Source organism: Citrobacter sp. NCU1, from assembly GCF_010231475.1.
In the GTDB taxonomy this organism is placed as follows: Bacteria; Pseudomonadota; Gammaproteobacteria; order Enterobacterales; family Enterobacteriaceae; genus Citrobacter_D.
This window is the reverse complement of the sequence record NZ_NRDO01000013.1, coordinates 17,070-42,823: the sequence shown is the minus strand read 5'-3', so window position 1 is coordinate 42,823 and position 25,754 is coordinate 17,070. Positions and strand designations below refer to the sequence as shown.

Annotated in this window: 30 protein-coding genes and 1 riboswitch; of the genes, 12 read left to right on the top strand and 18 right to left on the bottom strand. The window is 53.4% G+C overall.

Annotation, left to right across the window (positions count from 1 at the left end):
* Position 1: 1 nt before the first annotated feature.
* From pduU to pduA, 18 genes are read right to left on the bottom strand one after another with little or no spacing between them, the layout of a single operon-like run.
* On the bottom strand, positions 2-352 hold the full coding sequence (gene pduU / locus CJP72_RS05560; RefSeq protein ID WP_162379903.1) for a propanediol utilization microcompartment protein PduU: 351 nt from the start codon (positions 350-352) through the stop codon (positions 2-4).
* Positions 352-906: a propanediol utilization microcompartment protein PduT gene (gene pduT / locus CJP72_RS05555; protein WP_162379902.1), complete on the bottom strand. Its 555-nt coding sequence runs from the start codon at positions 904-906 to the stop codon at positions 352-354. The genes pduU and pduT overlap by 1 nt, the downstream gene beginning before the upstream one ends.
* A 2-nt stretch (positions 907-908) precedes the next feature.
* Entirely contained in the window at positions 909-2,276 is a 1,368-nt protein-coding gene (locus CJP72_RS05550) for a 4Fe-4S dicluster domain-containing protein (protein ID WP_162379901.1), read from the bottom strand.
* Positions 2,273-3,385: a 1-propanol dehydrogenase PduQ gene (locus tag CJP72_RS05545; protein ID WP_162379900.1), complete on the bottom strand. Its 1,113-nt coding sequence runs from the start codon at positions 3,383-3,385 to the stop codon at positions 2,273-2,275. The genes CJP72_RS05550 and CJP72_RS05545 overlap by 4 nt, the downstream gene beginning before the upstream one ends.
* 10 nt (positions 3,386-3,395) lie before the next feature.
* Positions 3,396-4,781, bottom strand: coding sequence for a CoA-acylating propionaldehyde dehydrogenase PduP (gene pduP, locus CJP72_RS05540; protein ID WP_162379899.1), 1,386 nt, complete (start codon positions 4,779-4,781; stop codon positions 3,396-3,398).
* Positions 4,778-5,785 carry a two-domain cob(I)yrinic acid a,c-diamide adenosyltransferase PduO gene (gene pduO / locus CJP72_RS05535; protein WP_162379898.1) on the bottom strand — a complete coding sequence of 336 codons (1,008 nt, stop codon included), beginning with the start codon at positions 5,783-5,785 and terminating at the stop codon, positions 4,778-4,780. The genes pduP and pduO overlap by 4 nt, the downstream gene beginning before the upstream one ends.
* 9 nt (positions 5,786-5,794) lie before the next feature.
* Positions 5,795-6,070: a EutN/CcmL family microcompartment protein gene (locus CJP72_RS05530; RefSeq protein WP_162379897.1), complete on the bottom strand. Its 276-nt coding sequence runs from the start codon at positions 6,068-6,070 to the stop codon at positions 5,795-5,797.
* Between the two features lie 3 nt (positions 6,071-6,073).
* Positions 6,074-6,565, bottom strand: a complete 492-nt coding sequence (pduM, locus tag CJP72_RS05525) for a microcompartment protein PduM (RefSeq protein WP_162379896.1) — start codon at positions 6,563-6,565, stop codon at positions 6,074-6,076.
* On the bottom strand, positions 6,562-7,194 hold the full coding sequence (locus CJP72_RS05520) for a phosphate propanoyltransferase (protein ID WP_162379895.1): 633 nt from the start codon (positions 7,192-7,194) through the stop codon (positions 6,562-6,564). Before CJP72_RS05520 ends, pduM begins: the two co-directional genes overlap by 4 nt.
* A complete protein-coding gene (locus CJP72_RS05515) occupies positions 7,194-7,658 on the bottom strand; it encodes a BMC domain-containing protein (RefSeq protein ID WP_162379894.1) in 465 nt (154 codons plus the stop codon). Before CJP72_RS05515 ends, CJP72_RS05520 begins: the two co-directional genes overlap by 1 nt.
* A 24-nt stretch (positions 7,659-7,682) precedes the next feature.
* The gene (gene pduJ, locus CJP72_RS05510) at positions 7,683-7,958 is read right to left on the bottom strand and encodes a propanediol utilization microcompartment protein PduJ (RefSeq protein ID WP_162379893.1); all 276 of its coding nucleotides are present in this window, start codon (positions 7,956-7,958) and stop codon (positions 7,683-7,685) included.
* Positions 7,959-7,977: 19 nt separating this feature from the next.
* Complete coding sequence (locus CJP72_RS05505; protein WP_162379892.1) at positions 7,978-8,328, bottom strand: glycerol dehydratase reactivase beta/small subunit family protein; 351 nt, start codon at positions 8,326-8,328, stop codon at positions 7,978-7,980.
* On the bottom strand, positions 8,318-10,150 hold the full coding sequence (locus CJP72_RS05500) for a diol dehydratase reactivase subunit alpha (protein ID WP_162379891.1): 1,833 nt from the start codon (positions 10,148-10,150) through the stop codon (positions 8,318-8,320). Before CJP72_RS05500 ends, CJP72_RS05505 begins: the two co-directional genes overlap by 11 nt.
* Positions 10,151-10,163: 13 nt before the next feature.
* A complete protein-coding gene (gene pduE / locus CJP72_RS05495; RefSeq protein ID WP_162379890.1) occupies positions 10,164-10,682 on the bottom strand; it encodes a propanediol dehydratase small subunit PduE in 519 nt (172 codons plus the stop codon).
* Between the two features lie 14 nt (positions 10,683-10,696).
* Positions 10,697-11,359, bottom strand: a complete 663-nt coding sequence (locus CJP72_RS05490) for a propanediol/glycerol family dehydratase medium subunit (RefSeq protein ID WP_162379889.1) — start codon at positions 11,357-11,359, stop codon at positions 10,697-10,699.
* A gap of 10 nt (positions 11,360-11,369) precedes the next feature.
* A complete protein-coding gene (gene pduC, locus CJP72_RS05485; protein WP_162379888.1) occupies positions 11,370-13,034 on the bottom strand; it encodes a propanediol dehydratase large subunit PduC in 1,665 nt (554 codons plus the stop codon).
* A gap of 18 nt (positions 13,035-13,052) precedes the next feature.
* The gene (gene pduB / locus CJP72_RS05480; protein WP_162379887.1) at positions 13,053-13,865 is read right to left on the bottom strand and encodes a propanediol utilization microcompartment protein PduB; all 813 of its coding nucleotides are present in this window, start codon (positions 13,863-13,865) and stop codon (positions 13,053-13,055) included.
* Positions 13,865-14,146 carry a propanediol utilization microcompartment protein PduA gene (pduA, locus tag CJP72_RS05475; RefSeq protein ID WP_162379886.1) on the bottom strand — a complete coding sequence of 94 codons (282 nt, stop codon included), beginning with the start codon at positions 14,144-14,146 and terminating at the stop codon, positions 13,865-13,867. The genes pduB and pduA overlap by 1 nt, the downstream gene beginning before the upstream one ends.
* 515 nt (positions 14,147-14,661) lie before the next feature.
* On the opposite strand from pduA, the gene pduF reads away from it, so the two are divergent.
* From pduF to CJP72_RS05415, 12 genes are all read left to right on the top strand, one after another.
* Positions 14,662-15,471, top strand: a complete 810-nt coding sequence (gene pduF, locus CJP72_RS05470) for a propanediol diffusion facilitator PduF (RefSeq protein ID WP_162379885.1) — start codon at positions 14,662-14,664, stop codon at positions 15,469-15,471.
* 200 nt (positions 15,472-15,671) lie between these two features.
* On the top strand, positions 15,672-16,583 hold the full coding sequence (pocR, locus tag CJP72_RS05465) for a transcriptional regulator PocR (protein WP_162379884.1): 912 nt from the start codon (positions 15,672-15,674) through the stop codon (positions 16,581-16,583).
* 312 nt (positions 16,584-16,895) lie between these two features.
* Positions 16,896-17,070: riboswitch (cobalamin riboswitch) on the top strand.
* Between the two features lie 96 nt (positions 17,071-17,166).
* Complete coding sequence (locus CJP72_RS05460) at positions 17,167-18,546, top strand: cobyrinate a,c-diamide synthase (RefSeq protein ID WP_162379883.1); 1,380 nt, start codon at positions 17,167-17,169, stop codon at positions 18,544-18,546.
* Positions 18,543-19,502 carry an adenosylcobinamide-phosphate synthase CbiB gene (cbiB, locus tag CJP72_RS05455; protein ID WP_162379882.1) on the top strand — a complete coding sequence of 320 codons (960 nt, stop codon included), beginning with the start codon at positions 18,543-18,545 and terminating at the stop codon, positions 19,500-19,502. The genes CJP72_RS05460 and cbiB overlap by 4 nt, the downstream gene beginning before the upstream one ends.
* Positions 19,503-19,512: 10 nt before the next feature.
* Positions 19,513-20,145 (top strand): cobalt-precorrin-8 methylmutase, encoded by a 633-nt coding sequence (locus CJP72_RS05450; protein ID WP_162379881.1) that lies wholly within the window; start codon positions 19,513-19,515, stop codon positions 20,143-20,145.
* Positions 20,142-21,281 (top strand): cobalt-precorrin-5B (C(1))-methyltransferase CbiD, encoded by a 1,140-nt coding sequence (gene cbiD, locus CJP72_RS05445; RefSeq protein WP_162379880.1) that lies wholly within the window; start codon positions 20,142-20,144, stop codon positions 21,279-21,281. The genes CJP72_RS05450 and cbiD overlap by 4 nt, the downstream gene beginning before the upstream one ends.
* Complete coding sequence (locus tag CJP72_RS05440) at positions 21,275-21,880, top strand: cobalt-precorrin-7 (C(5))-methyltransferase (protein WP_162379879.1); 606 nt, start codon at positions 21,275-21,277, stop codon at positions 21,878-21,880. Before cbiD ends, CJP72_RS05440 begins: the two co-directional genes overlap by 7 nt.
* Positions 21,870-22,439, top strand: coding sequence for a decarboxylating cobalt-precorrin-6B (C(15))-methyltransferase (locus CJP72_RS05435; RefSeq protein ID WP_162379878.1), 570 nt, complete (start codon positions 21,870-21,872; stop codon positions 22,437-22,439). Before CJP72_RS05440 ends, CJP72_RS05435 begins: the two co-directional genes overlap by 11 nt.
* Entirely contained in the window at positions 22,432-23,205 is a 774-nt protein-coding gene (locus tag CJP72_RS05430) for a cobalt-precorrin-4 methyltransferase (protein ID WP_162379877.1), read from the top strand. The genes CJP72_RS05435 and CJP72_RS05430 overlap by 8 nt, the downstream gene beginning before the upstream one ends.
* Positions 23,186-24,241: a cobalt-precorrin 5A hydrolase gene (gene cbiG, locus CJP72_RS05425; RefSeq protein WP_162379876.1), complete on the top strand. Its 1,056-nt coding sequence runs from the start codon at positions 23,186-23,188 to the stop codon at positions 24,239-24,241. The genes CJP72_RS05430 and cbiG overlap by 20 nt, the downstream gene beginning before the upstream one ends.
* Entirely contained in the window at positions 24,241-24,966 is a 726-nt protein-coding gene (locus CJP72_RS05420) for a precorrin-3B C(17)-methyltransferase (protein WP_162379875.1), read from the top strand. The genes cbiG and CJP72_RS05420 overlap by 1 nt, the downstream gene beginning before the upstream one ends.
* Positions 24,963-25,748, top strand: a complete 786-nt coding sequence (locus CJP72_RS05415; protein ID WP_162379874.1) for a cobalt-precorrin-6A reductase — start codon at positions 24,963-24,965, stop codon at positions 25,746-25,748. Before CJP72_RS05420 ends, CJP72_RS05415 begins: the two co-directional genes overlap by 4 nt.
* The last annotated feature ends 6 nt before the right edge of the window (positions 25,749-25,754 follow it).

Here is a 25,754-nt window from a genome sequence, read left to right as displayed (position 1 = left end):
GTCAGGTCCTCGTGACGGGGCATGAGGTAAAATGCATCATCTCATTTAGTGTTCTCGTAACTTGTTTCAGCGCGTATTCAACGGCAGAAACATCCCCCGTTAACACAACGGCCCCCGTGAATCTGTCAAGAAAACCAATCTCCACGGCACCTGACTTGGTGGCGATATCACTGGCAATAATGGAAGCTTCGCTGGGGGTGATGGTCAGAATACCGATAGCTGATACGACATCCTGAAGCCCCAGTTTTTTAAATAAATCTTTGCCTGGATTGGCAATCAAATGTGCCAGCGTTATCTGCTTGCCGGGAACATATTCCTGTATCATTCGGTCCGTGGTGGGTTGTCTTTCCATTATCCCTCCACAATTTGCCGCCACATTGATTCATGTGGGCGTGGAATAACAGAGCGGTAGACCAAAAGTCCTTTTTCGCCCGCGCAGTCACTGGCCACGGTCACAGCGTTGTTAACATCAGATACATCACCTGCCACTACCATGTAGCATTTACCTCCGATACCAAACGCCATATGTACACGAACCAGCGTCACGTTCGAGGTTTTAACGGCTCGGTCGGCGGCGCTAATACAAGCCGCCACGCTCCAGGTTTCCACAATCCCGACGGCCTGACGCTTATCAACACTGTTCAGCCCGCTGATCGCGGGGAGCACACTGGCATGAATATTGGGTAACACCAGGCTGTCGACAAGCATATCGCCGGCAAGTGATGTACCGGTGGCAATGGCTTGCTGCACAGCGCCCACATCACCACCGATCATCAGTAAAAATTTGCCAGGGCAGATGGTCTTACTGACCAGAAGATTCACGTTGGCGCTTTTCAGCATCGCATCGCCTGATTCCATTCCTTTGGCTATACTGGTGAGTTCTAAAATACCTATTGCCTGAGACATGCTTAACCTCTTACAACCGTAATGGCCTGTTCAGTGACGTCACTAACGATGCCGTCAATACTGGCGTGAATGGGGGCACCTAATGCGCCGGCAGGGACATCGGCTACGCATTCGCCACGAATGACGCGGTCGCCTTTTTGCACCTGTGGGATGGCGTTGGCACCAATATGTTGACGCAAAAGTAGGGTGGTTTTATCTGTCAGATGTTCGGCTTCTGATAGCGGTGCTTCGTGATACCAGTCATTCAGGCCCAATTTTGCAATCAGTCGTTTTACCGGAACCAGTCGATATTTCGCCATTTCATCAGCAGGATTCAGTGGTCCTTCATAACGGAAATTTTTCGCCCGTAACTCACGTTTCAGCATGCGGTTAATACGCATCGGGGAGATACCCACCGGACAGGCGACACTTTCACAAACATTACATTCCGAACAGGTCAATGCGCTGAGCAACAGTTGGGGTGTTGCGGCCTGTTGATAGTTTACCGCACGTACCAGCAGGTGTGGCGATAATTCATGTCCTATCAAATGTCGTGGGCACAAATCAGTACATAACCGACACTGTTCGCAGACTGTTTTCGCAACAGAAAGTAGGGTGCGCTCATCCTGCTTTCGCCGCTGAATCAGTGGATGCTTTTCAGGTAATACCAGCAATCCCCCCGTTGTTTTGGTTACCGGGGTATCCAGCGTGGTGAGCAATTGTCCCATCATTGGACCACCATTGATAAAACCTGGGGCATCAATGGTAGCGCCTCCCGCCAGAGAGAGAACCTCACGTAATGACATTCCAATGGGGACGGTCAATGTCTGTGGGTGAGCCACGGCACCATTAACCGTCAGAGTACGGCGCGTGACAGGGTACTGCTGTTCTACGGCTCTTGCGATATTCAGCACTGTCTGCACGTTATTAACGACGACCCCCACACTGACAGGCAACGCCGCTGGAGGGACACGTCTACCTGTTGCCATCCAGATAGTCATAACCTCATCACCCGCAGGATAGACATCCGGTAAAATGTGCAACCTGATGTCCGAAGGGAGAAGAGGTGTTAACGCGGCAATGGCCGGGCGGTACTTTTCTTTGAGGGCAATAATGCCTTCGCGGGCACCAGTTGCTTTCATTGCATATTGCACGCCACGAACCAGACGAGCCGCCTGTTGGGCCATTAGCTGTTGGTCGACCTTCAGCATCGGTTCACATTCTGCGGCGTTGACGAGGAAGATGTCTACCTGCGCCTGCAGTTTGACATGCGCGGGAAACCCAGCGCCTCCGGCACCTACCACCCCCGCAGCACGAACTCTTTCTCGGATTGCCTGAGCATCGCAAACGATAAGTTCAGTGAATTCGAAGGCATTAGAAGCCGTATTCATATCAATTCCTCCAACAACTTTTGAATGGCGCTGGCGTCAGTGGGACGCGGATTAGTTTTTAACGTGACATCTGCCAGTGCAGCCTGAACCATGGCAGGTATTCGCTGGGAATACTCAGTTTTACCATCATTCAGGACCTCGGAAAAAGGAGGGATGTCGCATTGTCTTATGAGTTGTTCAATTCTGTGAATCAGCGCATTCAGCCCTGTGATGTCGTTCGCATTGTCAGGACATAACTGACAAGCTTTTGCGAATCTTACGTACCGTTTTGCCGCTCGCGGATCCTGCGCATTAAAACGAATGACTGAGGTAAGTAGCAGTGCATTGGCAAGCCCATGAGCGAGGTGAAACTGGCCTCCCAGCTGGTGTGCGATGGCATGGTTAAGCCCCAGACCGGCCTGGCTAAACGCCATGCCAGCCAGGGTTGACGCGTTGTGCATTTTCCCTCGAGTCGCCAGACAATCCCCTTTTTTAACGGCTACGGGCAGATACTGAAAAACGATTTGCGCGGCTTTTTCCGCCAGTGCGTCAGTGAAATCGCTGGCCCGTGATGAAACATAGGCCTCAAGGGCATGGGTTAATACGTCCATACCGGTATTGGCGGTGATATTGGCGGGGACGCTAACGACCAGTCGGGGATCGAGGATCGCCATATCCGGATAGAGCGCATTGTTGAACAGCGGGTATTTAATCCCTTTATCGGGATCGCTTATCACACACGCACTGGTGACTTCAGACCCAGTGCCGCTGGTGGTTGGAATGGCAACACAGGTTTCGATTTCAATACCAAACTGGCGGCTGAACCAGACGATGGCTTTGGCGGCGTCAAGCGCGGAACCGCCCCCAAAACCTATTACGACATCGGGGCGCAGGGATTGCATTTGCGCAATCCCTTGCACGACGGTGCTGATGGTGGGGTCTGGCGTTATCTCACTAAACACGCTGATACGATTACTGGCAGGCAACGTTTCTCGCAGCGTGTCGATTAGCGGTGAACGCGCGAGAAAACCATCGCAAATAATCCAGATATGCTTGTTCGTAAAGCGCTTTAGCACGTCCAGACTGCCCTGGCCGCTGTACAAACGGGTTTGTAGTGAAAAGGTATTCATCACAACCTCATTAACGGATTGAAAAACCGTTTGTCAGTACGCAGCGACGAGACCGCGCGAATGTTTTGGCTGAGGTTGTCCCTTCACCCGTTGGTGTGGCAATCGTAAAGGTGGTGAACCCTTCGCCTCCAACGCCAATACCCGCATAGGACGGACCGTTTTTCACAAAAATAGAGGTTTGCAATGTGCGGGCTGCCAGGTTCAGTCGTGAAACATTCTGCGAGTGCATAATGGCGGTATGGTGCAGACCTTCTTCGACTTTGATGGCCAGCGTCAGTGCGCTGTCGAAGTCCTTTACTTTCACGATCGGTAACATCGGCATCAACTGTTCGCTGGTAACCCAGGCATCGTTCGCGTCTACGACCGCGATCAGCAAGCGTGGTTTTTTGGCGGGAACCGTGATACCAGCGGCTTCCAGCATGGTTTCGGGGCTTTTGCCAACCAGTTTTTTATTGGCCTGACCTTCCGGAAGGCAGGTCGCACGGAGTTTATCCGTTTCTGCCGGGGTGAGGAGCATCGCGCCAAAGCTCTGCATTTGTTGGATCAGGTTGTCGGCAACGGACGCCACGACAATCAGGCTCTTTTCTGCAATACAGGGCAGGTTGTAATCGAAGGAAGCGCCGTTAATGATATCTTCCGCAGCCTTCACTAAATCCGCAGTTTCATCGACGATGCAGGGAGGATTTCCCGCGCCTGCGCCAATGACTTTTTTGCCGCTTTTCATCCCCATCGCCACGATACCAGGGCCGCCGGTGATCGCCAGTACCGCAATGTGGGGGTGTACCATCATTTGCTGGGTCGCCTCAAACGTGGGTTCTGCGACAGTGACGACCAGGTTGCGGATCCCACAACTGCGGAACGCTATCTCCTCTATCATGCTGATCAACTTAAGAGAGACGTTTTTGGCCCCTGGATGCGGACTGAAATAAACGCTGTTTCCCGCCGCCAGCATGCTGATGCTGTTATTGATGATGGTTTCGGTGGGGTTGGTGCTGGGGGCAACGGAACCGATAACGCCAAACGGCGAATATTCGAATAGCACCATGCCACCATCGCCTGTCAACGCCGTTGTGGTGAGATCTTCAATACCTGGCGTGTTTTCCAGAGCGGCTTTATTCTTGAGGAACTTGTCTTCTTTATTGCCCATTCCGGTTTCTACCGCGCTCTCTTCGGCAAGCGTTGTAAGGTGCGAATTAAGCTCTTCACGAATAGCGCTGATAATGGCGCTTCGGGTTTTTAGCGGGCACTGCTGATAACGTAAAAATGCCTGGTGTGCGGCGTTGATTGCCTCATCAACGGACTGAAAGATACCATTCCCTTTTACGTCCGCGCTGGTGGGTGCTAACTGTTCGCTCAGAATGGTTCGGATGAGGGTTTCCAGTTCAGAAGTATTCATTGATGTGTTCTCACGTTAATGGCCGCAATGGCGGTTTGTGCAATTTCCATGTCCTGTTCAACGCTACCGCCGCTGATCCCAAGACCCCCAATCAGTACACCGTCACGCCATAGCGCATATCCGCCGCCAAACGTCACCACTTTGCCTTGTAGATGACTTTCCAGACCATAGAGCGCCGCGCCGGGCTGTACCACAGCGGAAAGCTCATGGGTCGCGGTTTTCATCGCAACAGCCGTCCATGCTTTCTTCGGCGCCAGTTCACTGCTCACCAACAGAGCATCCGGCATACGCCAGGTCACGGTTTCTACGCCATGGGCATCTACGATGCTGACGACAACAGGCACCTGTAATTCTTGTGCCCGCTCAACGGCTGAACGGGTTAACTGATGAAGCTCCTGAAATGAGAGGGACATTGCGGATTCCTTCATGGAGGGGGCGTGACCAGAAGCCAGATAACGCTTTGTCACTTCCCGAATAATGTTGCTTTGATGAGCATCGTTGTCCTCGGCGCGCGCCAGGGCATACAAACAATCTGAGAGCCGGTTGATGTAGCGCATCAGTACATGCCTGACCGCGACATTTTCAGATAGCTCCACCAGACGTCGCTCTGCGCGACGCGCTAACGTCCGCGCAAAGTGCAATCGACTTGCCGCCTCACACCGACCCGGCAGGATAAAGCTGTGCAAGGGGGGGACGCGGTTCATCGCAGTATCAATAGCGATTTCAAGTGCGGTAATTTCTTCTGAACTGATGTAACGCTGCCCTGATGCCGGTTGTTCGCTTTCACTGGCAAGCTCAGCGCTAAACCAGAAGATCTGCAACTGAATAGACTCCAGTAGCGTGCGATGTTGCGCGCAGGCGCAAGCACACACACACAGACTCAGTGCGGCATTAAGTTCATCCAGCGTTCCATAAGCTTCAACACGCGGATGTGTTTTACTGACGCGTTGGCCGGTAAACAGAGCGGTTGTTCCGGCATCACCTGTTCGGGTATAAATCGCCATCATTCCCCCTTAACGAGAAACCGTGTCGACGATGCCGACAATGGCCAGGTCTATGGCCTCATTGGGACCGCTAAATACATGTCTGGCGCTGGAGCCGCTGCTGAGCAACACTAATTCGCCAATGCCAGCCCCTACGGAATCAACCGCCACTTCATCACCTGTGGTGGGCTGTGAGGGCAGTTCCCCATCGGCACAGACCCGACGTACCAGCAGGAGTTTTTTCCCCACCAGAGAAGGTGATTTTTGTGTGGATACCACCGCGCCTGTAACGCGTGCCAGATGCATGGTTCACTCCTGTTTTATGAGATGAATATTGCGTGTGCCTGCGGCTTCACGAGCCAGAGCGGTAATGACACATTGACGATGCAGCACCAGCAATACGCTGGGGAGGCGAGCCACGTCGGCATAACTTAAAAGATTGACCGGGTGCAGGATGACGGTCTGCCCCAGCTCATCACTGAATGCCAGAGGCAGGCGTGCCAGTTTTTTCACCGGTAAAGCCGGTAACAAACGACGCTGCACTGACAGCTGTACGCGGAGCCCAAATGCCAGCGCCTCGTGGATCATGACCGCCGTTGTATTTGACGAATCGTTCTGCGCAAGTTGCTCCAGTAATGGCAGGTCAACCTGATGAACATGCAAAGATGAATGCTGGCAAAACAGTGTCCGGGCATCGATTTCCCGTAGTTGCGCGGCACTCAGCGTGACCGTACTGTCGGCACGACGCAGCAGACGAGCAACGACCTCCTCGACGATACGCTGCACCATTTCGCCGTTCATCGTGGTGTTACCAGTTTGGCGAATGCGTGCGGATTATCTGCGCCCGCCGCATTGGCTTCGTCGGTGTCGATGTGCATCTCAAGACGCATATCGGGTGAAACGCGAACAGCAACGTTGTCAAAAATCAACCGCCGTTCATCACCCTCAATGGCCACAGAGACGCTGTCGCCGTGCGAAACGCGCAGGATCAGTGCATCTAACGGTGACATATGAATATGGCGGCGGGCGATAATCACGCCCGACGTGAGATCCAGTTCGGCAAACGGACTGACAAGGCGGATCCCCGGCGTTCCTTGTAGAGCGCCAGACATACGCAAAGGGGCTGCGACGCCCAATGTTCTGGCGTCGGTACGGGAGATTTCAACCTGACTCGTATTACGCAATGGCCCAAGCAGGCGAACATTTTTTAACTGACCTTTTGGGCCGACCAATGTGACGGTTTGCTCGGCGGCGTATTGTCCAGGCTGTAATAGCGCTTTTTTCTCGCTGATCGGATGGCCAGGAAAAAGACGGGCATAGTCTTCTGCGCAAAGATGGATATGACGATTAGAAACGCCCAGCGGAATAGGGCGCTCACGCATCTCTTCCAGTACCTGGCTTACGGTCGTCTCCAGCAGTTGCTTATCCATTACGCGTCACCTCGCTTACCGGAATGCAGACAGAGAGAGCGGGGTTCCCCCTTCTGGCGTTTGCATTGTGGATCGAGGCAAAGATTGCAACTGATCAGTTCCGTTCCCTGTGCGCTCTCAGGTAAAAACGGCTCAACAAGGATCTCTTCCTGAGGCTCTTCGGGAGCAGCCTCGGGAATTGACTCGGGCGACGTCTCTACGCGGTAAGAAAGAATGCCTTCGCCAGGCCGGGCGATGACTTTATGTGCGACCAGACCTGCTTGCTGGTCGGCAAAACTGGCGCCAGTGATGATGGCTGCCTGAACAGAGGCCACATCACCGGTAATTTTGATCACCGTCCAGCCTGAACCGTTGGTCTTTTCAAGGCCAACCAGCGTGATGGAAGCGGCTTTCGCCATGACATCCGCGCAATTGATGGCTAATGCCAGACCACTAACTTCAAGTAATCCCAGTGATTGCTTCACGCTGTGCTCCTTTTTCGAAGTGACTTAGGCAGATTTAGGTAAAATGGCCTCAACGTCGCTGTGCGGGCGTGGGATGACGTGGCAGGATTTGACTTCGCCTACCGCGCTTGCCGCAGCACTTCCTGCGTCCACGGCCGCTTTTACGGCACCGACATCACCGCGAACCATCACGGTCACTAAACCCGAGCCGATCTTTTCATAGCCAACCAACTGCACGTTGGCGGATTTCACCATGGCATCGGCGGCTTCAATCGCGGCTACCAGCCCTTTTGTTTCAACCAGTCCCAGTGCGTTATTCATACTGCAGTTCTCCTGTGGATTATGAGTGACCATCCCGGAAGGGAAGGCCCTTAACCAGCCGCGCGGCGTTGTTGCCAATACGTCGACGTGCGGGGTTATCTTGGTGATAGGTCAGCGTAAATAGCGGCGCTGATGCGGGTAAATTCTTGTAATGCACAACCAATGTTTCACTGTCGCAGGCTATACCTACGAGCAGCGGTGACTGGCGTGCCGCCTGCCACGCGCACTGAACGACATCGTCTGAAATCTGCTCCTGAATAACGAAGGGAATACCTTCTTCTTCGATACCCAACAGGACGTCATTCCAGTCTGAGAGTGTGCCGTCAATGGCGGTGACAACAATCGCTGGCGAGACATGATTACTGTCCATACACAAACTCCTTATGCCAGGAAAGGATCAATCCTGTTGCGACGGCGTTTCTTGGTCCTTCGCTACCGCGAATGTTTCCTCGCCCGGCAACCAGCCGATAGTGCGCCAGCGCATCGGTGACCAGTTGCGGGACTTCAAAGTCCAGGGAAGAACCGCCAACCAGCACCACGAATGGTATGTCGCGGATATTGCCGGTTGGACTTACCTGGCGTAGCGCGCGCAGGGCGTTAGTGACAAAGACTCGCTCTTTTGCGCTGCGGCGAATGGCGCGCACTTTCTCCAGGGCCAGATCGCCAGGGAGAGGAACCAGTTCATCAGGTTTCACGACGCAAACACGTGCAAACACTGATGGAGGGAGCGAGGTGGGGAAGAACTGAACGCTGCCGTCCTCATGGCGCAGATGAAACAAACTTTCCACCTTGGCTAACGGGTACTTTTTGATCTCCTCGGCCAGATAACGATCTTCCAGACCCAGTTCGCGAGCGATGATCATCGTGACCATATCGCCAGCACCGGCGAGGTGCGTGGCGATAATGTCACCTTTCGCGTTGATGATGGAGGCGTCAGTTGAACCTGCACCCAGATCCAAAATAGCCAGTGGACGCGTGGTGCCAGGCGTGGTTAAGGCACCCAGAATGGCGGCTTCAGCTTCTGCGCCGCCGATCTGTACGTCAACGTTGAGCTTTTGCTTTATTTCGCGGGCAATCATTGCCATTTGCAGGCGATCTGACTTCACCATTGAGGCGATGCCGACGGCATGTTCCAGCGAAAACTCTCCGGCTAATCCACCTGTAACACTCACGGGTACTGAAGTATCGACAGCTAACAAGTCTTGAATAAACACTTCGTTGCTGGGTTTGTTGGTGAGTTCTGCCATTGTCTGGCGCACATGTTCAAGCATGCCGCCAATATTGGTTCCGGCTTCACCCGTTACATTGTCCAGTTTGGGGTATTCGCCGACCACTTTCATAATGGCTTCGGCACCTGCAGCTACATCAACTCGACGCGTGCGCCCCTGTGACAGCAGTTCAATATTTCCGGCCGGTATGGCGCGAGCTTTCACATCACCCGAGGGTGTTTTCACCACTACGGCGGAGCGGTTGCCAATCAGCGCGCGCGCCATCGGCACAATGTTTTTGGTCTCTTCCGCACTGAGATTAAAAACTGTAGCGATGCCGTAAGGGTTAGACAGTGTTTCGATCACCTTCCCAGGGACGGCGACCTCAATAGCGGCCAGCATCCCAAGAGGAATTCGGTCGATATACCGAACTTCATCAACAATAGGAATGGGCTTTTCAAGACGATTATTGACCAGCACACCGTCATCCTGCTGCAGAATGACGCCGGTCAATTGATACCCCGCACGCACGGAGGCGTTAATCATGGTGGCGACATCGGCGAAATCGAACGCTGCTGATACGACCAGGATGTAAGCGACATTGGCAGGACGAGTCAGCAACTCTTCCGGCGTAATGGTTATCCCGACGCCAAGACCGACTCCGCCTGGGGTTTTCGGGTTGTGGCCGATCATGGTTGACTCAGTGATGATGGTTTCCGTGATAGTTTCCATCGCCACATCGCCAATCACTGGCGTGGCTTCGTTGATGCGGATAAGCGAAATATCACTGACATTGATACCGGCGTTTTTTGCCGCCAGCGTAAGCGCTTCCTGAATACCGAACACATTGCGTAATGTGCCCTTGATCCCAGTCGTTTCCGCCAGCGCACTGCCGGTGATGGTCAGTACGCCAGACTCATTCAGCGTCGCCAGAGCGACTTCTGTTGATGAGTTGCCAATATCAATACCAGCGATATACCGCATGGATTTTCTCCGTTTAATCGTCGCCTTTAAGTTTTTTGCGCTCGACGTACAACATGGCCGCTTCACGAATGAAACCTGCGCAAATCTTTGCCTGATAACGATTTTCGAGATCGTCCGCAATGGCCATCAGCTCTTCTTTCGTTGAACGGTAAGGACGCAGTGCGTTATAGATCTCAAGGATTCGTTCGTCGGGTACGGCGGTCAGTTCCGCTGCGCGTTCAAAGTTCATCGCCAGTCGGTCACGGCCGGCATCTTTGGCGATAGCGGCCTGAATACGCAGTGTTTCCGGCGTGATACGCATGTCCTGCGCGGTCACTTTATTGCTCAGGACATTTTCAATTGTGAAGTCATCCAGCGTTTTGTTGGTTGCTGTTTTGACCCACTCAGGATGTTTGTTCGCCAGTGGGTAGTCGGTCACCTTCGCGGTATGTGTCGACGCATTCACTGCGGTAGAGGCGGGCGTTTCGCCTTGCAGGCTGTTCATGCGGCTCAACACATCCCGTACCATCGATTCAATTGCTTCGGTATTCATGGAGGTATCCTTTGTTAAAGCGCCACGCGCAGTTCCTGGGCGTTTTTGCCCGTCACGACATACTTCGTCTCTTTGATATGCAAAATGGCCGATTTAGCCTGATATTTCGGGCGCGCCATTTGATCATTCAGCGTCGGAACAGGTTGCGGAGATTCTCGCTTGGCATAGCGGGCGGCGTTTTTACCAATTTGACGATACGTTTCCAGCGTGAGCAGCGGGGCCTGAGGGAAAAGCTCCAGGTTGGAAAGTGGTGGTAATCCTTGCTGGTGAATGACCGTCGTCCCTTTAGACTGGATGCCGATAGAGATACCAGAGCCGCTCAGGCGATTTCCTTCAACGGCAACGAACGCCACATCGGAAGATTTAAAACAGCGAATCACACGTGCCTTGATACCTTCTTCTTCAATACCCGCGATCACTTCGCGCAGAATGCTCTTGTGCGGCAGACCGACGATATTGACGGTTTGCGACAGACCAAATGCCGGGCCAACAGCAATGATGACTTCGTCTTGCTGAGCACCTTGTTTGGCTTCGCCAATTTCAGTCAGAAAGCTTTCGCCCTGTGCAGGGGCTGCCTGAACAGCGGGTGTACGCAAGGTCACTGGTTTGTCACTGCTCTGCATTTCGGACAGCACATCTTCAATTATCTGGCGCAGCAGCTTTTCATTAATTTCCATTTTTCACCCCTTAGCCAAGTTCGTTGGGATCGAGTGCGCCAGGGATATTTTTTATCTCTTCCCAGCGTTCGCCTTGCAGGCGATAACCTGTTGCCGGACCGGCATAATCGTTAATGTCGTTTACTGCTGAGAGCACTTGTCCATCACCAACGATAATGGCGGAGGTATGCAGATAGTCTCCGGTCAGCTTGGCTTTCTGGATGTTGAGCATGTCCTGAGCAACGTCTGTGAAACCGCCCTGGGCGAGGGCTTTTACCACTTCCAGACCGTTACGGTTCTTATTGATGATCTCTTGTGCGAACTTGAGATCTTCAACGATGTTACGTTCCGGCATGTCTTTCGAACCGTGGGCGTAAGTGGCGGCTTCGACTTCTTCGTCAGTGATCGGTGGGAGACCCATACCGGCAAAGACGGCCTGCAGTGCGCGAGCGGCTTTATTACGAATGGCGATGACGTCTTCTTCACGTACCGGACGTAAGCCCCCGTCCACCTTCAGGTCGCGCTGGATGACGTTGTAGTCGTCAAAATCCTCTGCATCTTCGTTGGAACCGGCAAACATGTTGTCGTAGTTCGGCACCGCAGAATAACCGGAGGAGATAAAGTCAGTTCCCGGCAGGAACTGCATCAACAGGCGTGCAGTACGGCGCATGTCAGAGTGGGTAAACGTCTGGTCGTTACTGGAGGCGCATTCCAGGTCCAGTGACGAGCAGATCAGGTTTTCGGCTAACACGGCGCGAATCCCTGATGGCACTGCGGAAGGCACACCAATGCAGCTCACCGAACCGTTTTGTAACCCCTGCACACCTGCGGCTTTCGTGATGTAAATGCAGCGCGCTTCCAGGTACAGCATCGACTTACCTTCGGCGTAACCCATTTGCACTTCAGAGCCGGAACCGGAGGTAAACCGCATTTTCAGGCCGCGAGAGGCGTAAGAGGAGGCCAGAAAGCCTTTCGACCAGGGGGTATCGTCACCGTCGGTAAAGACAGGTTCGGTACCATAAACGGAGATGGTTTCGGCGTAGCAGGTATGGCCTAACATACCGAGTTTCAGTTCGGTAGCTTCTTCCAGTGAACACTGGGTTAATACGCCAGGACGACCTACCTGAGAGCCGACGAGCAGAGCGATGGCGTTGAACGGGGCATAACGCGCTACCGCAACTGTCGTCTCTTGTTCATCAAATCCGCGCCATGCGCCTTCGGCGGCATCGGCAGCAATTTGTACCGGGTTATCTTTGATGTTGGTCACGTGCGCCTGTTGAGAAGGGGTACGACGAGCGCGCATTTTCTGCATCGCCATCATCATCTCAACCACGTTCATGTGTGACACTACTTCAACGATTTTGGCGGGCGTCATCGCGGTGGTGAGTGGTACGATGTCGCTGCGTTTTACATTAGGATCGCAGAGCATATTGGCGAGCTTGACCGAATCCATTTTCATGACTTCTTCGGCGCGCGTCAGATTAATCCCATAGCGGGCGATAAAATGGTCAATCAGGTCAAATTCGCTGGCGGCTTTGCCATCCAGTTCAGTCACTGCGCCGTTGACGATTTTAATCGAGGGTTTAGGATCGTTCGGGCTTTCCATTGCAATGAAGCCTTCTTCGATCCACTCCTTAACGAAGCCGTCCTGATTCACAGGGCGTTTCGCCAGTGCTTCAAATCTTTTCGATCTCATGAATCAGCCTCATGGGTATTAGATATAGGACGGACGATCGTTTTTCGGTTCAGAACCGAGAGTCGACAGGACGGTTTTGCCAATTTCGCGAGCAGAGATAACGGCCTGACGTACAGCTCCGGAGTCGCCGGAAATCACCAGGATGGCTTCATTACTGAAGCTGGTTCCATGCGCCGGGGAGCTATAGGCTACGACCTCAACGTTGGCGGATTTCAGCGCGGTATCAGCCATTAACACGCCAACAGATGCGGGAGCGCCAACGATGACGCCGCAGGCGCGACCAATAGGTGCACCGAACGCTTTTTCAAGGGCATAACTGGCGCGCGCGGTGTACTGCAGTTCCAGATGGCCCGCTTCATTGGCGTAGACATCGCCAAAGGTACGGTCAAGTTCCTTTAGCGCGACTTCGATGCCGCGTTTTACGTCTGACACATCGTTGCCACCCAAAATGATCAGTGAACCATGCCCGGCACCGCCTTTGGTGTCGCGGGGAAGTTCAATACTGACCACTTCCGTATTCGTCGCTTTTACGGCTTCATCTGCGGCCATAATGTGTGGGCCTGCGCCCGTACGTGCGCCCAGAATGCCAATTGAGCGATAACGCTTCTCAAGCTTCATCGCTTCCAGCAACGCGCTGTCTACGTTCGCGATGACCAGACCAACTGTGTCGCCAATCGCGGTGCCGACAAATTCCGTTAAACTGCAGCTCTTTTCTGCCATAGCCGTCTCTCGTTTTGGATTGGGTTTATCAGGGGTGACCGGTTGAGCGGGGGTTGCCACGCGGGCAATCACCTGCGCCATGATCTGTTCCACCAGCTCATTGCTGCTCATTAGCTATTTCCCTTCGGTAAGATTTTTTCTACATCGGTATGCGGGCGTGGAATAACGTGTACGGCTTTCACTTCTCCCACGTTGCGGGCCGCTGCCGCACCTGCATCGGTAGCCGCTTTGACTGCGCCGACGTCACCGCGAACGATAACGGTCACCAGTCCAGAGCCAATTTTTTCGTAACCGACCAGCATGACATTGGCTGATTTCACCATCGCATCAGCGGCTTCGATGGCAGCGGTTAAGCCTTTGGTTTCTACCATTCCTAATGCTTCTTGTTGCATAAAGACCTCGCCTGGGTTGTCCCGATAATCAGGACTATAAAAAGAAGCGAGGAAAAAGAATGGCTGACTTATCATTGAGCGTGAAAAAATAGTGGGGTTTCAATAACATTAAATTGCTGTTGTTTATTCTATCTTAATGTTTTTAAAGAAAAATAAAGCAATACGCTATATAATTATATTGTTTTTGTTATTTCATTTTTACATTTTAATGGATGACAAAATAATAATTATTTGCCAGATGGGAGCGAATATGTGATGTTTGCTGGAAATTTAAATGTTGGGGTGAGCAATTTATTATTAAAATAATAACTGCGTTTTATTTGCCGAAATGCTTGCGGTATCTGCTGTTTGGGGTAAACAAACAGCAATAATTTGTTATTGCGGCACGATTTTTCTGAGCTTGCCAGCCTTCAGGTTGCCAACAATTTGCAGAGATCCGTTTTTATAGTGAAGGTCGGGCCGTCAGCGGGGAAGCTTGCTGGCACAGACACAAACTCTACTTAGAAGGTGTCACAATGAACGACTCACTAAAAGCGCAATGCATTGCCGAATTTTTGGGCACCGGGCTGTTTTTGTTTTTCGGTATTGGTTGCCTCAGCGCGCTCAAAGTTGCTGGCGCAAGTTTTGGATTATGGGAAATCTGTATCATTTGGGGGTTAGGAATTTCGCTTGCCGTCTATCTGACAGCCGGAATATCAGGGGCGCATTTAAACCCGGCAGTGACGATTGCATTGTGGTTGTTTGCCTGTTTCCCTGGCCGTAAGGTTTTACCCTATACCATCGCCCAGCTTGCAGGGGCATTTGGCGGGGCGATGCTGGCCTATCTGCTTTATGGCAGTCTGTTTAGTGAATTCGAATCGACTCACCAACTGGTGCGTGGCAGCGTCGAAAGTTTGCAACTGGCGAGTATTTTCAGTACCTATCCAGCTGCGGCCTTGAGTGTATGGCAGGCGGCGCTGGTGGAAGTCGTGATCACGTCCATTCTGATGGGAATGATTATGGCGCTGACCGACGATGGCAATGGTGTACCTAAAGGACCATTGGCCCCTTTGCTGATTGGGATACTGGTGGCGGTTATCGGCGCTGCCACGGGTCCCCTTACCGGATTTGCGATGAACCCTGCTCGTGACTTTGGTCCAAAACTGTTCGCGTGGATGGCTGGCTGGGGAGACATCGCCATGACGGGTGGGCGTGATATCCCATACTTTATTGTCCCTATCGTGGCACCGATTGTTGGGGCTTGCGGGGGGGCGGCAATCTATCGCTATTTTATTGGTAAAAACTTACCGTGTAATGCCTGCAAACTGGAAGAAAATGAGGGATAACCCCGGAGTGATAAGCTTTTTCTGAAACACGTAAAATGATTTGTGATCTGGTTTCACGAACTGAATAAAACGTCTCCCAGGGATGGGGGACTTTTGTTATTGTGCGTTATGCTTTGATCATTAATATCTCAAGATAATGATTAAACGAATGTAAATAAAATGTGTTGTTTATAACAATAAATTAACTGAGGGGTTTTATCATGATTTCTGCGAGTGCTCTGAACTCCGAACTCATTAATAAAATCGCGCAGGATTTTGCACAAGCCACCAGTCTGGCTGTTGTGGTTGTCAATATTCATGGTGATGAAATTTCTGAGTTGTTTAATTTCACGCCATTTTGTCAATTGATGCGCCAACATCCTCAACACAGTACACGTTGCCGTATGAGCGATCGTTGCGGTGGCCTGGAAGCATCAAAATCAGACCAGCCTTGTATTTATCGTTGCCATGCCGGTTTAACCGATTTTTCTATTCCGTTAGTGATTGCGGGTCATCTGGTTGGGTTCGTCCTTTGTGGACAAGTGCGTTTAAGCAACGATGTCGGTCTGGTGGATATTCTCAATGTGGATGACCGCTGGCAGGCCGATCCCGAGCTGCTCAATGAATTTTATAACGTCCCTGAGATGGACTATTCAAGGGTGATGGCGTCAGCAGACCTGTTGAAACTTATTGTTGAAAATTACCTTAAAAAACAACTCAATTTTGTTGTTATAAAAGATAACCCGCAGCAAGCTGAACCGGTCAGGACGAACCGTAGTCCTAACCCGCATGACAGTAAAATTAAGAAAGCGCTGCGCTACATTGATGCGCATTTGTCGGACGATCTACGTCTTGAGGATGTCGCTTCACATGTTTATCTTAGCCCGTACTACTTCAGCAAGTTATTTAAAAAATATCAGGGTATCGGTTTTAACGCATGGGTAAACCAGCAAAGGATGGCCAGCGCCAGGGAACTGCTGTGCCACAGTGACTGGAGCATTGCCAGCATTGCGCGTAATTTAGGTTTTTCTCAAACCAGTTATTTCTGCAAAGTTTTCCGCCAGACGTATCAGGTGACGCCGCAGACTTTTCGTCAGCAAATTAATGAAAATTCCTCTATTGAATCTGCATAAATATCAATATCTGGCAATTGCCGATTTTTGATATCCTGTGGCATGTCAGTCATTATAAAATGAAAGTAAACACCCCAATGCGATAAGTTGTCGTAGCGCAACAAAATAGTCTTATTTGGGGGATAAACTGCGTCTGTTTTTATTTTTGTGATGAGATACAGATTCGGGAAGTATGGTTTTTATTATTATTTCCCCGTTGCACTCATTCAGTACATATACGAGTGAAATATGCATGTAAACGCCAGAAAATTGGCGAAAGAAAGAGCAAGATGTAATTAGAGTTTAATTACCGTTATGGGTTACGAAAAATTCCCATAACGTAAGTCGACAGGTTTGCCACATTTGTGGCAGGGAAGGGGGTGAGAATCCCCCGCAGCCCCCGCTGCTGTGATGCTGACGACCCCGTAAACGCCACTGATCGCAAGATTGGGAAGGACGGGTGAGGATGACGCTGAGCCAGAAGACCTGCCTGTCGGCCATTACCAACAACTTCGGTGGGAAGTGGGTTGATCAGAAGCGTACAGTCTGAAGACTGGTTACAAACGCATCTCTACACCCCTACCACCCTGAACAGGATCAGGGTATGGCGGCACGTTCTCACGCATTTATTCTTGCAGGCACCGGAAGCGGCTGTGGCAAAACTACGGTAACGCTGGGCTTGTTGAGTCTGTTAAAACGTCGCGGTCTGCGTGTACAACCCTGCAAAGTGGGACCTGATTATCTCGACACTGGCTGGCATACGGCGGTCTGTGGCACGGCCTCCCGCAATCTCGACAGTTTCATGCTCCCAGAGTTCGTTCTTAATGCGTTGTTTTGCGAGCAAATGCAGCAGGCTGATATTGCTGTTATTGAAGGTGTGATGGGGCTGTACGACGGTTATGGCACCGACCCCAATTATTGCAGTACGGCGGCGATGGCGAAGCAACTGGGTTGCCCGGTCATTCTGCTGGTGGATGGCAAAGCGGTTTCAACCTCGATTGCCGCGACGGTGATGGGATTTCAGCACTTTGATCCTGAACTCAACATTGCGGGCGTCATTGTTAATCGCGTCAACAGCGAAGCACATTACCAACTCCTCAAAACGGCAATTGAACGCTACTGCACGGTGCCTGTTCTGGGTTATGTCCCTCGTGCTGAGGGCGTTTCGTTGCCTGAGCGCCATCTTGGGTTGGTCACCGCACGAGAGTCGGTTATCAATCAGCAACCGTGGCAGGCGTTTGCCAGTTCTCTCGAGCAGACACTGGATATCGACACGCTGCTTTCGCTGAGTCATCTCACGTCATTACCTGAAGGCGAATGGCCGCCAGTACCTCCCGCCTCTGCTGGCGAAGGACTTACGCTGGCGCTCGCGGATGATGAAGCCTTCAATTTTTATTACCCGGACAACATCACTTTGCTGGAACGCGCAGGCGTTCGTATTACCCGTTTTAGCCCTCTGCATGACCGCAAACTTCCTGACTGCCAGATGATTTGGCTTGGCGGTGGATATCCTGAACTGCATGCGGCGGCGCTTGCTGAAAATACAGATATGTTGTCGCAATTGCGGGCGGCGCATCAGCGTGGTGTGGCTATCTATGCGGAGTGCGGCGGTTTGATGTATCTGGGAAGCTCGCTGGAGGATGCTGCCGGCGTGGTATACCCGATGGTTGATGTTATTCCGGGCCATAGCCGGATGGGAAAACGGCTTACCCGCTTCGGCTACTGCGAAGCGCAGGCCAGGCAGCAAACATTGCTGGCAGCACCGGGCGATGTGCTGCGAGGGCATGAGTTTCACTACTCGGATTTTACCCCGGAAATACCCGCTGTGATGGCGTGCCGTAAAGTCCGTGACGGTAAGACCTTGCAGGAATGGGCTGGCGGCTGGCAGGTGGGTAACACCTTTGCCAGTTACCTTCACGTTCATTTCGCGCAGCGTCCGGAAATGTTGAACCACTGGCTGGCTGCGGGCAGGGAGTCATTATGACATTGCTTGCATGGGGCGTTGCCTGGCTTCTCGATTTTATGATTGGCGACCCGCAAAACTGGCCGCATCCGGTACGCTGGATAGGCAATTTAATCTCCTCGGTTCAGCGCCTTGTCAGACGTTATTGCCATAGCGAGCGTGCACTGCGGATTGGCGGCGCGGTGATGTGGGTGCTGGTGGTCGGCGTGACCTGGGGTGTTTCCTGGGGCGTGCTGACGCTGGCGACGATGATTCACCCCTGGTTTGGCTGGCTGGTTGAAGTCTGGATGATCTTTACCGTCCTGGCGGGACGTTGCCTGGCAAACGCCGCGATGGATGTTGAGCGTCCACTGCGGGCAGGCAACCTTGCCGAAAGTCGGGAAAAACTCTCCTGGATTGTGGGGCGAGACACGTCGCAGTTACAGCCGGAGCAAATCAATCGTGCGGTGGTAGAGACAGTGGCGGAAAACACCGTTGACGGCATTATTGCGCCGCTGTTTTTCCTGCTGATTGGCGGCGCTCCATTAGCGATGGCTTACAAAGCGGTCAACACCCTGGATTCTATGGTGGGCTATAAGCATGAGAAATACCGCGCTATCGGTATGGTCAGCGCCCGACTTGATGATGTGGCGAATTACTTTCCGGCCCGTCTGAGTTGGTTATTGCTTAGCCTTGCCGCTATTTTGTGCCGTCAGGATGGCGCCCGCGCACTGCAGATCGGCTGGCGTGACCGTTACAACCACAGCAGTCCAAACTGCGCATGGTCCGAGGCTTGTGTGGCTGGGGCGCTGGGGATTCGTCTGGGCGGGCCTAATAACTACTTTGGTCAGCGCGTTGAGAAACCCTGGATAGGCGATGCGCGACGCGACATTTCTGTAGACGACATTTCCCAAACGATTCGATTGATGTGGGTAGCTTCGACCCTGGCCCTTGCGCTGTTTATGGTGGCGCACTGGCTGGTTGTTGGCGCGGCCTGAGGAGAAAGACATGCAATACATTCAGCAACCCCAGGCGATTGAGAGCAAAAGTTTCGACATCATTGGCGAGATTATTCGTGAAACCCGCCCGGATTATCAGTTTGCCAGCCCGTTGCATGAAGCAATCATCAAACGGGTGATCCACACAACCGCAGATTTTGACTGGCTGGACATTTTGTGGTTTTCCAGCGATGCACTGGAACGCCTCTGCGCGGCACTCAGTCGCCAGTGCGTTATCTATACCGACACCACGATGGCGCTTTCTGGGATTAATAAAACGCTGCTGGCCAAATTTGGCGGTGAATGCCGCTGCTACATCAGCGACCCACGCGTGGTGAGTGAAGCAAAAGCACAGGGGATCACCCGCTCAATGGCCGCCGTTGATATTGCGGTGACTGAAGAGGGCGAAAAGGTGTTTGTGTTCGGCAATGCGCCAACAGCATTGTTCCGACTGCTTGAACATGACGTTGCCGTCAGCGGCGTGGTCGGTGTGCCGGTGGGTTTTGTTGGTGCCGAAGAGTCAAAAGACGCGCTAACGCAAAGCAGCCTGCCCGCTATCGCCGCGTTGGGGCGCAAAGGCGGGAGTAACGTGGCCGCAGCCATCGTGAACGCCATGTTATATCACCTGCAGGGGGCGCGATGAGCGACGCATCCTTTGATGCCCCGGTGTGGCACAACGGCAAGGCGCTTCGTAAGGGGTACACCACGGGTTCCTGTGCGACAGCGGCGGCAAAAGTCGCTGCGCTCATGGTATTACGCCAGCATTTAATTCATCAGGTTTCTATTGTGACGCCTTCCGGGGTGACGTTGTGTCTGAACGTTGAGTCTCCCCATATCGAAGGACAACAGGCCATTGCCGCGATTCGCAAGGATGGCGGGGATGATGTGGACGCCACCCACGGCATGTTGATTTTTGCCCGCGTGACGCTGAATGACACCGGGGAGATTGTCTTGCTGGGGGGAGAGGGCGTAGGCACTGTCACCCGCAAAGGCATTGGTTTACCTGTCGGTAGCGCGGCAATCAATCGCACGCCCCGCCACACGATTGAATCTGCGGTACGTGAGGCAATAGGTCCGGCACGCGGCGCAGAAATCGAAATCTTCGCCCCGGAAGGGGAAAAGAGAGCGCAAAAAACCTACAACTCACGTCTCGGTATTCTCGGAGGGATCTCGATCATCGGCACGACCGGGATCGTGACGCCCATGTCGGAAGAGAGCTGGAAACGTTCCTTGTCGCTGGAGCTGGAAATCAAACGCGCAGCGGGTCTGGAAAGGGTGGTGCTGGTGCCTGGTAACCACGGTGAACGTTTTGTCCGTGAGCAGATGGGGATCGACACCCAGGTGGTCGTCACCATGAGCAATTTCGTCGGTTACATGATTGAAGAGGCGGTGCGACTGGGGTATCGCCACATCGTATTGGTAGGACACCCAGGCAAACTGATCAAAATCGCGGCCGGGATCTTCCATACGCACAGCCATATCGCCGATGCCCGCATGGAAACGTTAGTGGCGCATCTGGCGCTCCTGGGCGCACCGCGTGAACTGCTGACGCTCGTCAGCGATTGCGACACGACCGAAGCGGCGATGGAACACATCGACGCCTACGGGTTTCAGCGCATTTACCCTCATCTGGCCGAGCGAATTTGTCTGCGCGTCATGCAGATGCTGCGCTTTACGAAAAACCCGCCGTGCTGTGACGCGATCATGTTCTCTTTCGAGAATCAGGTTCTCGGCAGTAACCGCCCGGTCGAAGAGATTGCGAAGGAGATGCAATGTTAACGGTGGTGGGCATGGGACCGGCAGGGCTGCACCTGATGACGCCCGCCGCCCGGGAGGCGGTGGCGCAAGCCGATGTCCTGGTGGGCGGAAAGCGCCATTTATTACAGTTCCCTGAGTTCAGCGGCGAACAGTTTGTGCTCGGCGCCAACATTGCGGAGTTGCTGGACTGGGTTGCCCGCCAAAAAGATAAACGCGTAGTGGTACTGGCCTCTGGCGATCCCCTTTTTTACGGCATCGGCACGCGCATGGTGGCGCATTTTGGTCTTGAGCAGGTGCGCATTATTCCGGGCATTAGCGCGGTCCAGTATCTCTGCGCGCAGTCAGGCGTTGACATGAACGACATGTGGCTCACCAGCAGTCACGGGCGCAGCGTCTGTTTTGATGAACTGGCGCGGCATAACAAGGTCGCGATGGTGACCGACACACTCTGCGGCCCGCGCGAAATAGCGGCTCAGTTAATAAAACGTGGTAAGGGGCATCGCTGGATGGTGATCGGTGAGAACCTGGCGATGGAAAACGAACGGATCCACTGGCTGCCCGTCAGTGAGGTCAACAGCGATTATGAGATGAATGCAGTGGTGATCCTTGATGAAAGATGAGCTGTTCCTACGTGGAGAGAAAGTGCCGATGACCAAAGAAGTGGTACGCGCACTCGCCCTCTCAAAACTTGAATTGCACCGCGCAAGCCATCTGATCGATGTCGGCGCTGGAACCGGCAGCGTCTCGATTGAGGCGGCGCTGCAGCATCCTTCTTTGCATGTCACCGCCATTGAGCGTAATCCCGCGGCATTGCGACTGCTGGATGAAAACCGTCAGCATTTCGCCTGCAGCAACATTGATATCCTGCCAGGTGAAGCGCCAATGGCGCTGACCGGGAAAGCCGATGCAGTGTTTATGGGCGGCAGCGGTGGTCACCTTACCGAACTGATTGACTGGGCGATGCACCAACTTCATTGCGGCGGACGTCTGGTCATGACCTTCATCCTGCAAGAAAACCTTACTACCGCGCTGGCACATCTGGAGCAGATGGGTGTGCATGACGTGGATTGCCTACAGCTACAGGTTTCGTCGCTGACGGCCCTCGGCAGTGGTCACTATTTCAAACCGAATAATCCTGTTTTTGTTATCGCCTGTCAGAAGGAAGAACACCATGTCTGAGACATTTGATCCCCGCAGTGTGTGGTTTGTCGGCGCAGGTCCTGGCGACCGTGAGCTGATTACCCTCAAAGGCTACCGTTTGCTGCAACAGGCGCAGGTGGTTATCTATGCAGGCTCATTGATTAATACCGAATTGCTGGATTATTGCCCGCCGGAGGCAGAGTGCCACGACAGTGCAGAACTGCACCTGGAACAGATCCTCGACCTGATGGAAGCCGGGGTGAAAGCGGGAAAGACAGTGGTTCGTCTACAAACCGGTGATGTATCACTGTACGGCTCAGTGCGCGAGCAGGGCGAAGAGTTGACCCGGCGCGGTATCGACTGGCAAGTGGTGCCTGGCGTCAGTGCTTTTCTTGGCGCGGCCGCCGAGCTTGGCGTGGAATATACCGTCCCGGAAGTGTCGCAGAGCCTCATTATTACTCGTCTGGAAGGACGTACGCCGGTACCGGAACGTGAGCAACTGGAAGCGTTTGCCAGCCACCAGACGTCAATGGCTATCTATCTCTCCGTCCAGCGTATTCACCGGGTCGCAGAACGTCTGATTGAAGGTGGCTACCCGGCAACGACCCCGGTGGCGGTTATCTACAAAGCGACCTGGCCGGAAAGTCAGACCGTTCGCGGCACACTGGCAGACATTGGCGACAAAGTGCGTGACGCGGGGATCCGCAAAACGGCGCTCATTCTGGTGGGGAATTTCCTCGGTGATGAATATCACTACTCCCGACTTTATGCTGCGGATTTTAGCCATGAATACCGTAAAGCCTGAGTCTATTGCGCTTTTTTGTCTGACGCCTGGCGGCGTCATACTGGCAAAAAGGCTGGCGACGATGCTGCCGTTGACCTGCTTTACCAGCGAAAAATTGCTGGAAGAGGGGTTTGTACCGTTTACCGACGGATTTGCCAGTACAGCACGTGACGCGTTTGCGCAGTATTCGGCGCTGATCTTTATTGTCGCGACAGGTATTGCGGTGCGTGTACTTGCGCCGCTGGTGAATGACAAATTCAGCGATCCGGCGGTGGTGGTTATCGATGAGCGTGGGCAGCATGTGATCAGCCTGCTTTCCGGCCACGCCGGGGGCGCCAATGCGCTCACTCGCTACCTTGCGGGTATGTTGGATGCCGATCCGGTGATTACCACCGCGACGGATGTTAACGAGATGGCTGCGCTGGATACGCTGGCATTCCAGCTTAACGCCCGGATGAATGATTTTCGCACGGCAGTGAAAATCGTGAATCAAATGCTGGTCAGCCAGCAGCGGGTGGGCTTGTGGTGGGACGACGCGTTAGCCGCAGAGGTCAGCCATTGTGACAAACGCGGCTTTATCATCGTAACCGACCTGCAGCAGTTGCCGGAGCTGGATGCGCTGATTTGCATCACGCTACGCGCGGATTTACCCGCTCTGCCAGTACCGCACTGGAAACTGGTGCCCCAGCGGGTTGTCGCCGGGATCGGCTGTCGTCGCGACACGCCATTTCCTCTGTTAGCTAACCTGTTGACCCGTCAGCTTGAAGCCCAGCGGATCGATCCGCTGGCATTAAAAGCGATCGGCAGCGTCAACCTCAAAAAAGACGAGCAGGGACTGATTCAACTGGCCTCCTGTTGTCGTGTTCCTTTCGAAACCTTTACCGCTGACGCCCTGCGTGAGCAAGAGCATCGCTTTCCGGCTTCGTCGTTTGTGCGTCAAACGGTCGGCGTCGGTAGCGTATCCGGTCCGGCAGCCTGGCTGCTGAGCCAGGGACAACTGTTAGGCGAGACCCTGCGTGAGCAGGGCGTGACTATTACTTTGGGAGTTTCACACTGATGTTAACCGTAATTGGAATAGGTCCTGGCTCGCAGGCAATGATGACGATGGAAGCGGTCGAGGCACTACAGGCGGCGGAAATTATTGTCGGTTACAAAACCTATACCCATCTGGTGAAAGCCTTTACTGGCGACAAGCAGGTGATCAAAACCGGCATGTGCAAAGAGATTGAACGCTGTCAGGCGGCGATTGAACTGGCGCAGGCCGGGCATAACGTGGCGCTTATCAGCAGCGGTGATGCCGGTATTTATGGCATGGCAGGTCTGGTGCTGGAGCTGGTCAGTAAGCAGAAACTGGATGTTGAAGTTCGCCTGGTGCCCGGCATGACCGCCAGCATTGCGGCCGCGTCTCTGTTGGGCGCGCCGTTGATGCACGATTTTTGCCACATCAGCTTAAGCGATCTGTTGACGCCGTGGCCGGTCATTGAAAAACGCATTATTGCCGCAGGCGAAGCCGACTTTGTGATTTGTTTTTACAACCCGCGTAGCCGGGGCCGTGAAGGGCATCTGGCGCGTGCGTTCGAGTTACTTTCCGCCAGTAAGAGCGGAGAAACGCCGGTTGGCGTCGTGAAGTCGGCGGGGCGTAAGAAACAGGAGAAATGGCTGACCACCCTCGGTGGGATGGACTTTGAGCCCGTTGATATGACCAGCCTGGTGATTGTTGGTAACAAAGCCACCTACATCCAGGAGGGTTTGATGATTACGCCAAGAGGTTACGTGCTGTGAGATACGGCGAGGTGCTGGTGGTGGGCGGAACCAGCGACGCGCGGGCGTTGTGTCAGCAACTGGACGCCGCGAACGTCCCTTACACCCTGTCGGTGGCGACCCCTACGGGTAAGCAACTGGCGGGGGAGATTAAAGGGCAAGTGCGATGCGGTCGTCTGGAGCTGGAACACATGATTGCCTGGTTGCGGGACAACCGTACTCGCTGGGTGATAGATGCTTCACATCCGTACGCCGAGGTGGTGAGCCGTAACATCCAGCGAGCCTGCGAAGCGGCTGGCGTGTTGTTGAGTCGCTATCAGCGCCCGGAGCAGCTCAGCGACCTGACGCACCCGTTGCTGTATACCGTACAGAACATTGCGCAAGCCTGTGATGTGGCACAGAAGTTTGGCGATCGTGTGCTGCTGACTACCGGCAGTAAGGACCTGGCGCAATGGCGTGCAGGACTGCCGGAAAAAACATTGCTGGCCCGTGTATTGCCCGTTCCTGATGTGATTGCGCAATGCGTTGAACTGGGATTTGGCGTAGGGGAGATCTTTGCCCTTTGCGGCCCCTTTAGCGCTGAATTTAACGCCGCATTTTACCGCCAGTGTCAGGCCGACGTGGTGGTGACAAAAGCCTCTGGCGCAGAAGGCGGCTATCAGGAAAAAGTTCAACCCTGTCTGGATGCAGGGATCCCCTGCATCGTGATAACCCGTCCGGCACCGCTGGTGACGGGCGACGAATTACTGGAAAGTCAGGCCGCATTTGCGCAGCGTTTAGCACGCTGGCTGGCTGCTTATTAAGGAGTC

Excerpts from the sequence above, each read along its gene's own strand:
- pduF (WP_162379885.1), top strand. The coding sequence starts at position 14,662 with ATGAACGACTCACTAAAAGCGCAATGCATTGCCGAATTTTTGGGCACC.
- pduC (WP_162379888.1), bottom strand. The coding sequence starts at position 13,034 with ATGAGATCGAAAAGATTTGAAGCACTGGCGAAACGCCCTGTGAATCAG.
- CJP72_RS05430 (WP_162379877.1), top strand. The coding sequence starts at position 22,432 with ATGTCTGAGACATTTGATCCCCGCAGTGTGTGGTTTGTCGGCGCAGGT.
- pduP (WP_162379899.1), bottom strand. The coding sequence starts at position 4,781 with ATGAATACTTCTGAACTGGAAACCCTCATCCGAACCATTCTGAGCGAA.
- pduE (WP_162379890.1), bottom strand. The coding sequence starts at position 10,682 with ATGAATACCGAAGCAATTGAATCGATGGTACGGGATGTGTTGAGCCGC.
- pocR (WP_162379884.1), top strand. The coding sequence starts at position 15,672 with ATGATTTCTGCGAGTGCTCTGAACTCCGAACTCATTAATAAAATCGCG.
- CJP72_RS05530 (WP_162379897.1), bottom strand. The coding sequence starts at position 6,070 with ATGCATCTGGCACGCGTTACAGGCGCGGTGGTATCCACACAAAAATCA.
- pduT (WP_162379902.1), bottom strand. The coding sequence starts at position 906 with ATGTCTCAGGCAATAGGTATTTTAGAACTCACCAGTATAGCCAAAGGA.
- CJP72_RS05505 (WP_162379892.1), bottom strand. The coding sequence starts at position 8,328 with ATGGACAGTAATCATGTCTCGCCAGCGATTGTTGTCACCGCCATTGAC.
- cbiD (WP_162379880.1), top strand. The coding sequence starts at position 20,142 with ATGAGCGACGCATCCTTTGATGCCCCGGTGTGGCACAACGGCAAGGCG.
- CJP72_RS05545 (WP_162379900.1), bottom strand. The coding sequence starts at position 3,385 with ATGAATACCTTTTCACTACAAACCCGTTTGTACAGCGGCCAGGGCAGT.
- pduO (WP_162379898.1), bottom strand. The coding sequence starts at position 5,785 with ATGGCGATTTATACCCGAACAGGTGATGCCGGAACAACCGCTCTGTTT.
- cbiG (WP_162379876.1), top strand. The coding sequence starts at position 23,186 with ATGAATACCGTAAAGCCTGAGTCTATTGCGCTTTTTTGTCTGACGCCT.
- CJP72_RS05500 (WP_162379891.1), bottom strand. The coding sequence starts at position 10,150 with ATGCGGTATATCGCTGGTATTGATATTGGCAACTCATCAACAGAAGTC.
- CJP72_RS05520 (WP_162379895.1), bottom strand. The coding sequence starts at position 7,194 with ATGGATAAGCAACTGCTGGAGACGACCGTAAGCCAGGTACTGGAAGAG.
- CJP72_RS05450 (WP_162379881.1), top strand. The coding sequence starts at position 19,513 with ATGCAATACATTCAGCAACCCCAGGCGATTGAGAGCAAAAGTTTCGAC.
- CJP72_RS05435 (WP_162379878.1), top strand. The coding sequence starts at position 21,870 with ATGAAAGATGAGCTGTTCCTACGTGGAGAGAAAGTGCCGATGACCAAA.
- pduA (WP_162379886.1), bottom strand. The coding sequence starts at position 14,146 with ATGCAACAAGAAGCATTAGGAATGGTAGAAACCAAAGGCTTAACCGCT.
- CJP72_RS05460 (WP_162379883.1), top strand. The coding sequence starts at position 17,167 with ATGGCGGCACGTTCTCACGCATTTATTCTTGCAGGCACCGGAAGCGGC.
- pduM (WP_162379896.1), bottom strand. The coding sequence starts at position 6,565 with ATGAACGGCGAAATGGTGCAGCGTATCGTCGAGGAGGTCGTTGCTCGT.
- cbiB (WP_162379882.1), top strand. The coding sequence starts at position 18,543 with ATGACATTGCTTGCATGGGGCGTTGCCTGGCTTCTCGATTTTATGATT.
- CJP72_RS05550 (WP_162379901.1), bottom strand. The coding sequence starts at position 2,276 with ATGAATACGGCTTCTAATGCCTTCGAATTCACTGAACTTATCGTTTGC.
- pduJ (WP_162379893.1), bottom strand. The coding sequence starts at position 7,958 with ATGAATAACGCACTGGGACTGGTTGAAACAAAAGGGCTGGTAGCCGCG.
- pduU (WP_162379903.1), bottom strand. The coding sequence starts at position 352 with ATGGAAAGACAACCCACCACGGACCGAATGATACAGGAATATGTTCCC.
- CJP72_RS05420 (WP_162379875.1), top strand. The coding sequence starts at position 24,241 with ATGTTAACCGTAATTGGAATAGGTCCTGGCTCGCAGGCAATGATGACG.
- pduB (WP_162379887.1), bottom strand. The coding sequence starts at position 13,865 with ATGAGCAGCAATGAGCTGGTGGAACAGATCATGGCGCAGGTGATTGCC.
- CJP72_RS05490 (WP_162379889.1), bottom strand. The coding sequence starts at position 11,359 with ATGGAAATTAATGAAAAGCTGCTGCGCCAGATAATTGAAGATGTGCTG.
- CJP72_RS05440 (WP_162379879.1), top strand. The coding sequence starts at position 21,275 with ATGTTAACGGTGGTGGGCATGGGACCGGCAGGGCTGCACCTGATGACG.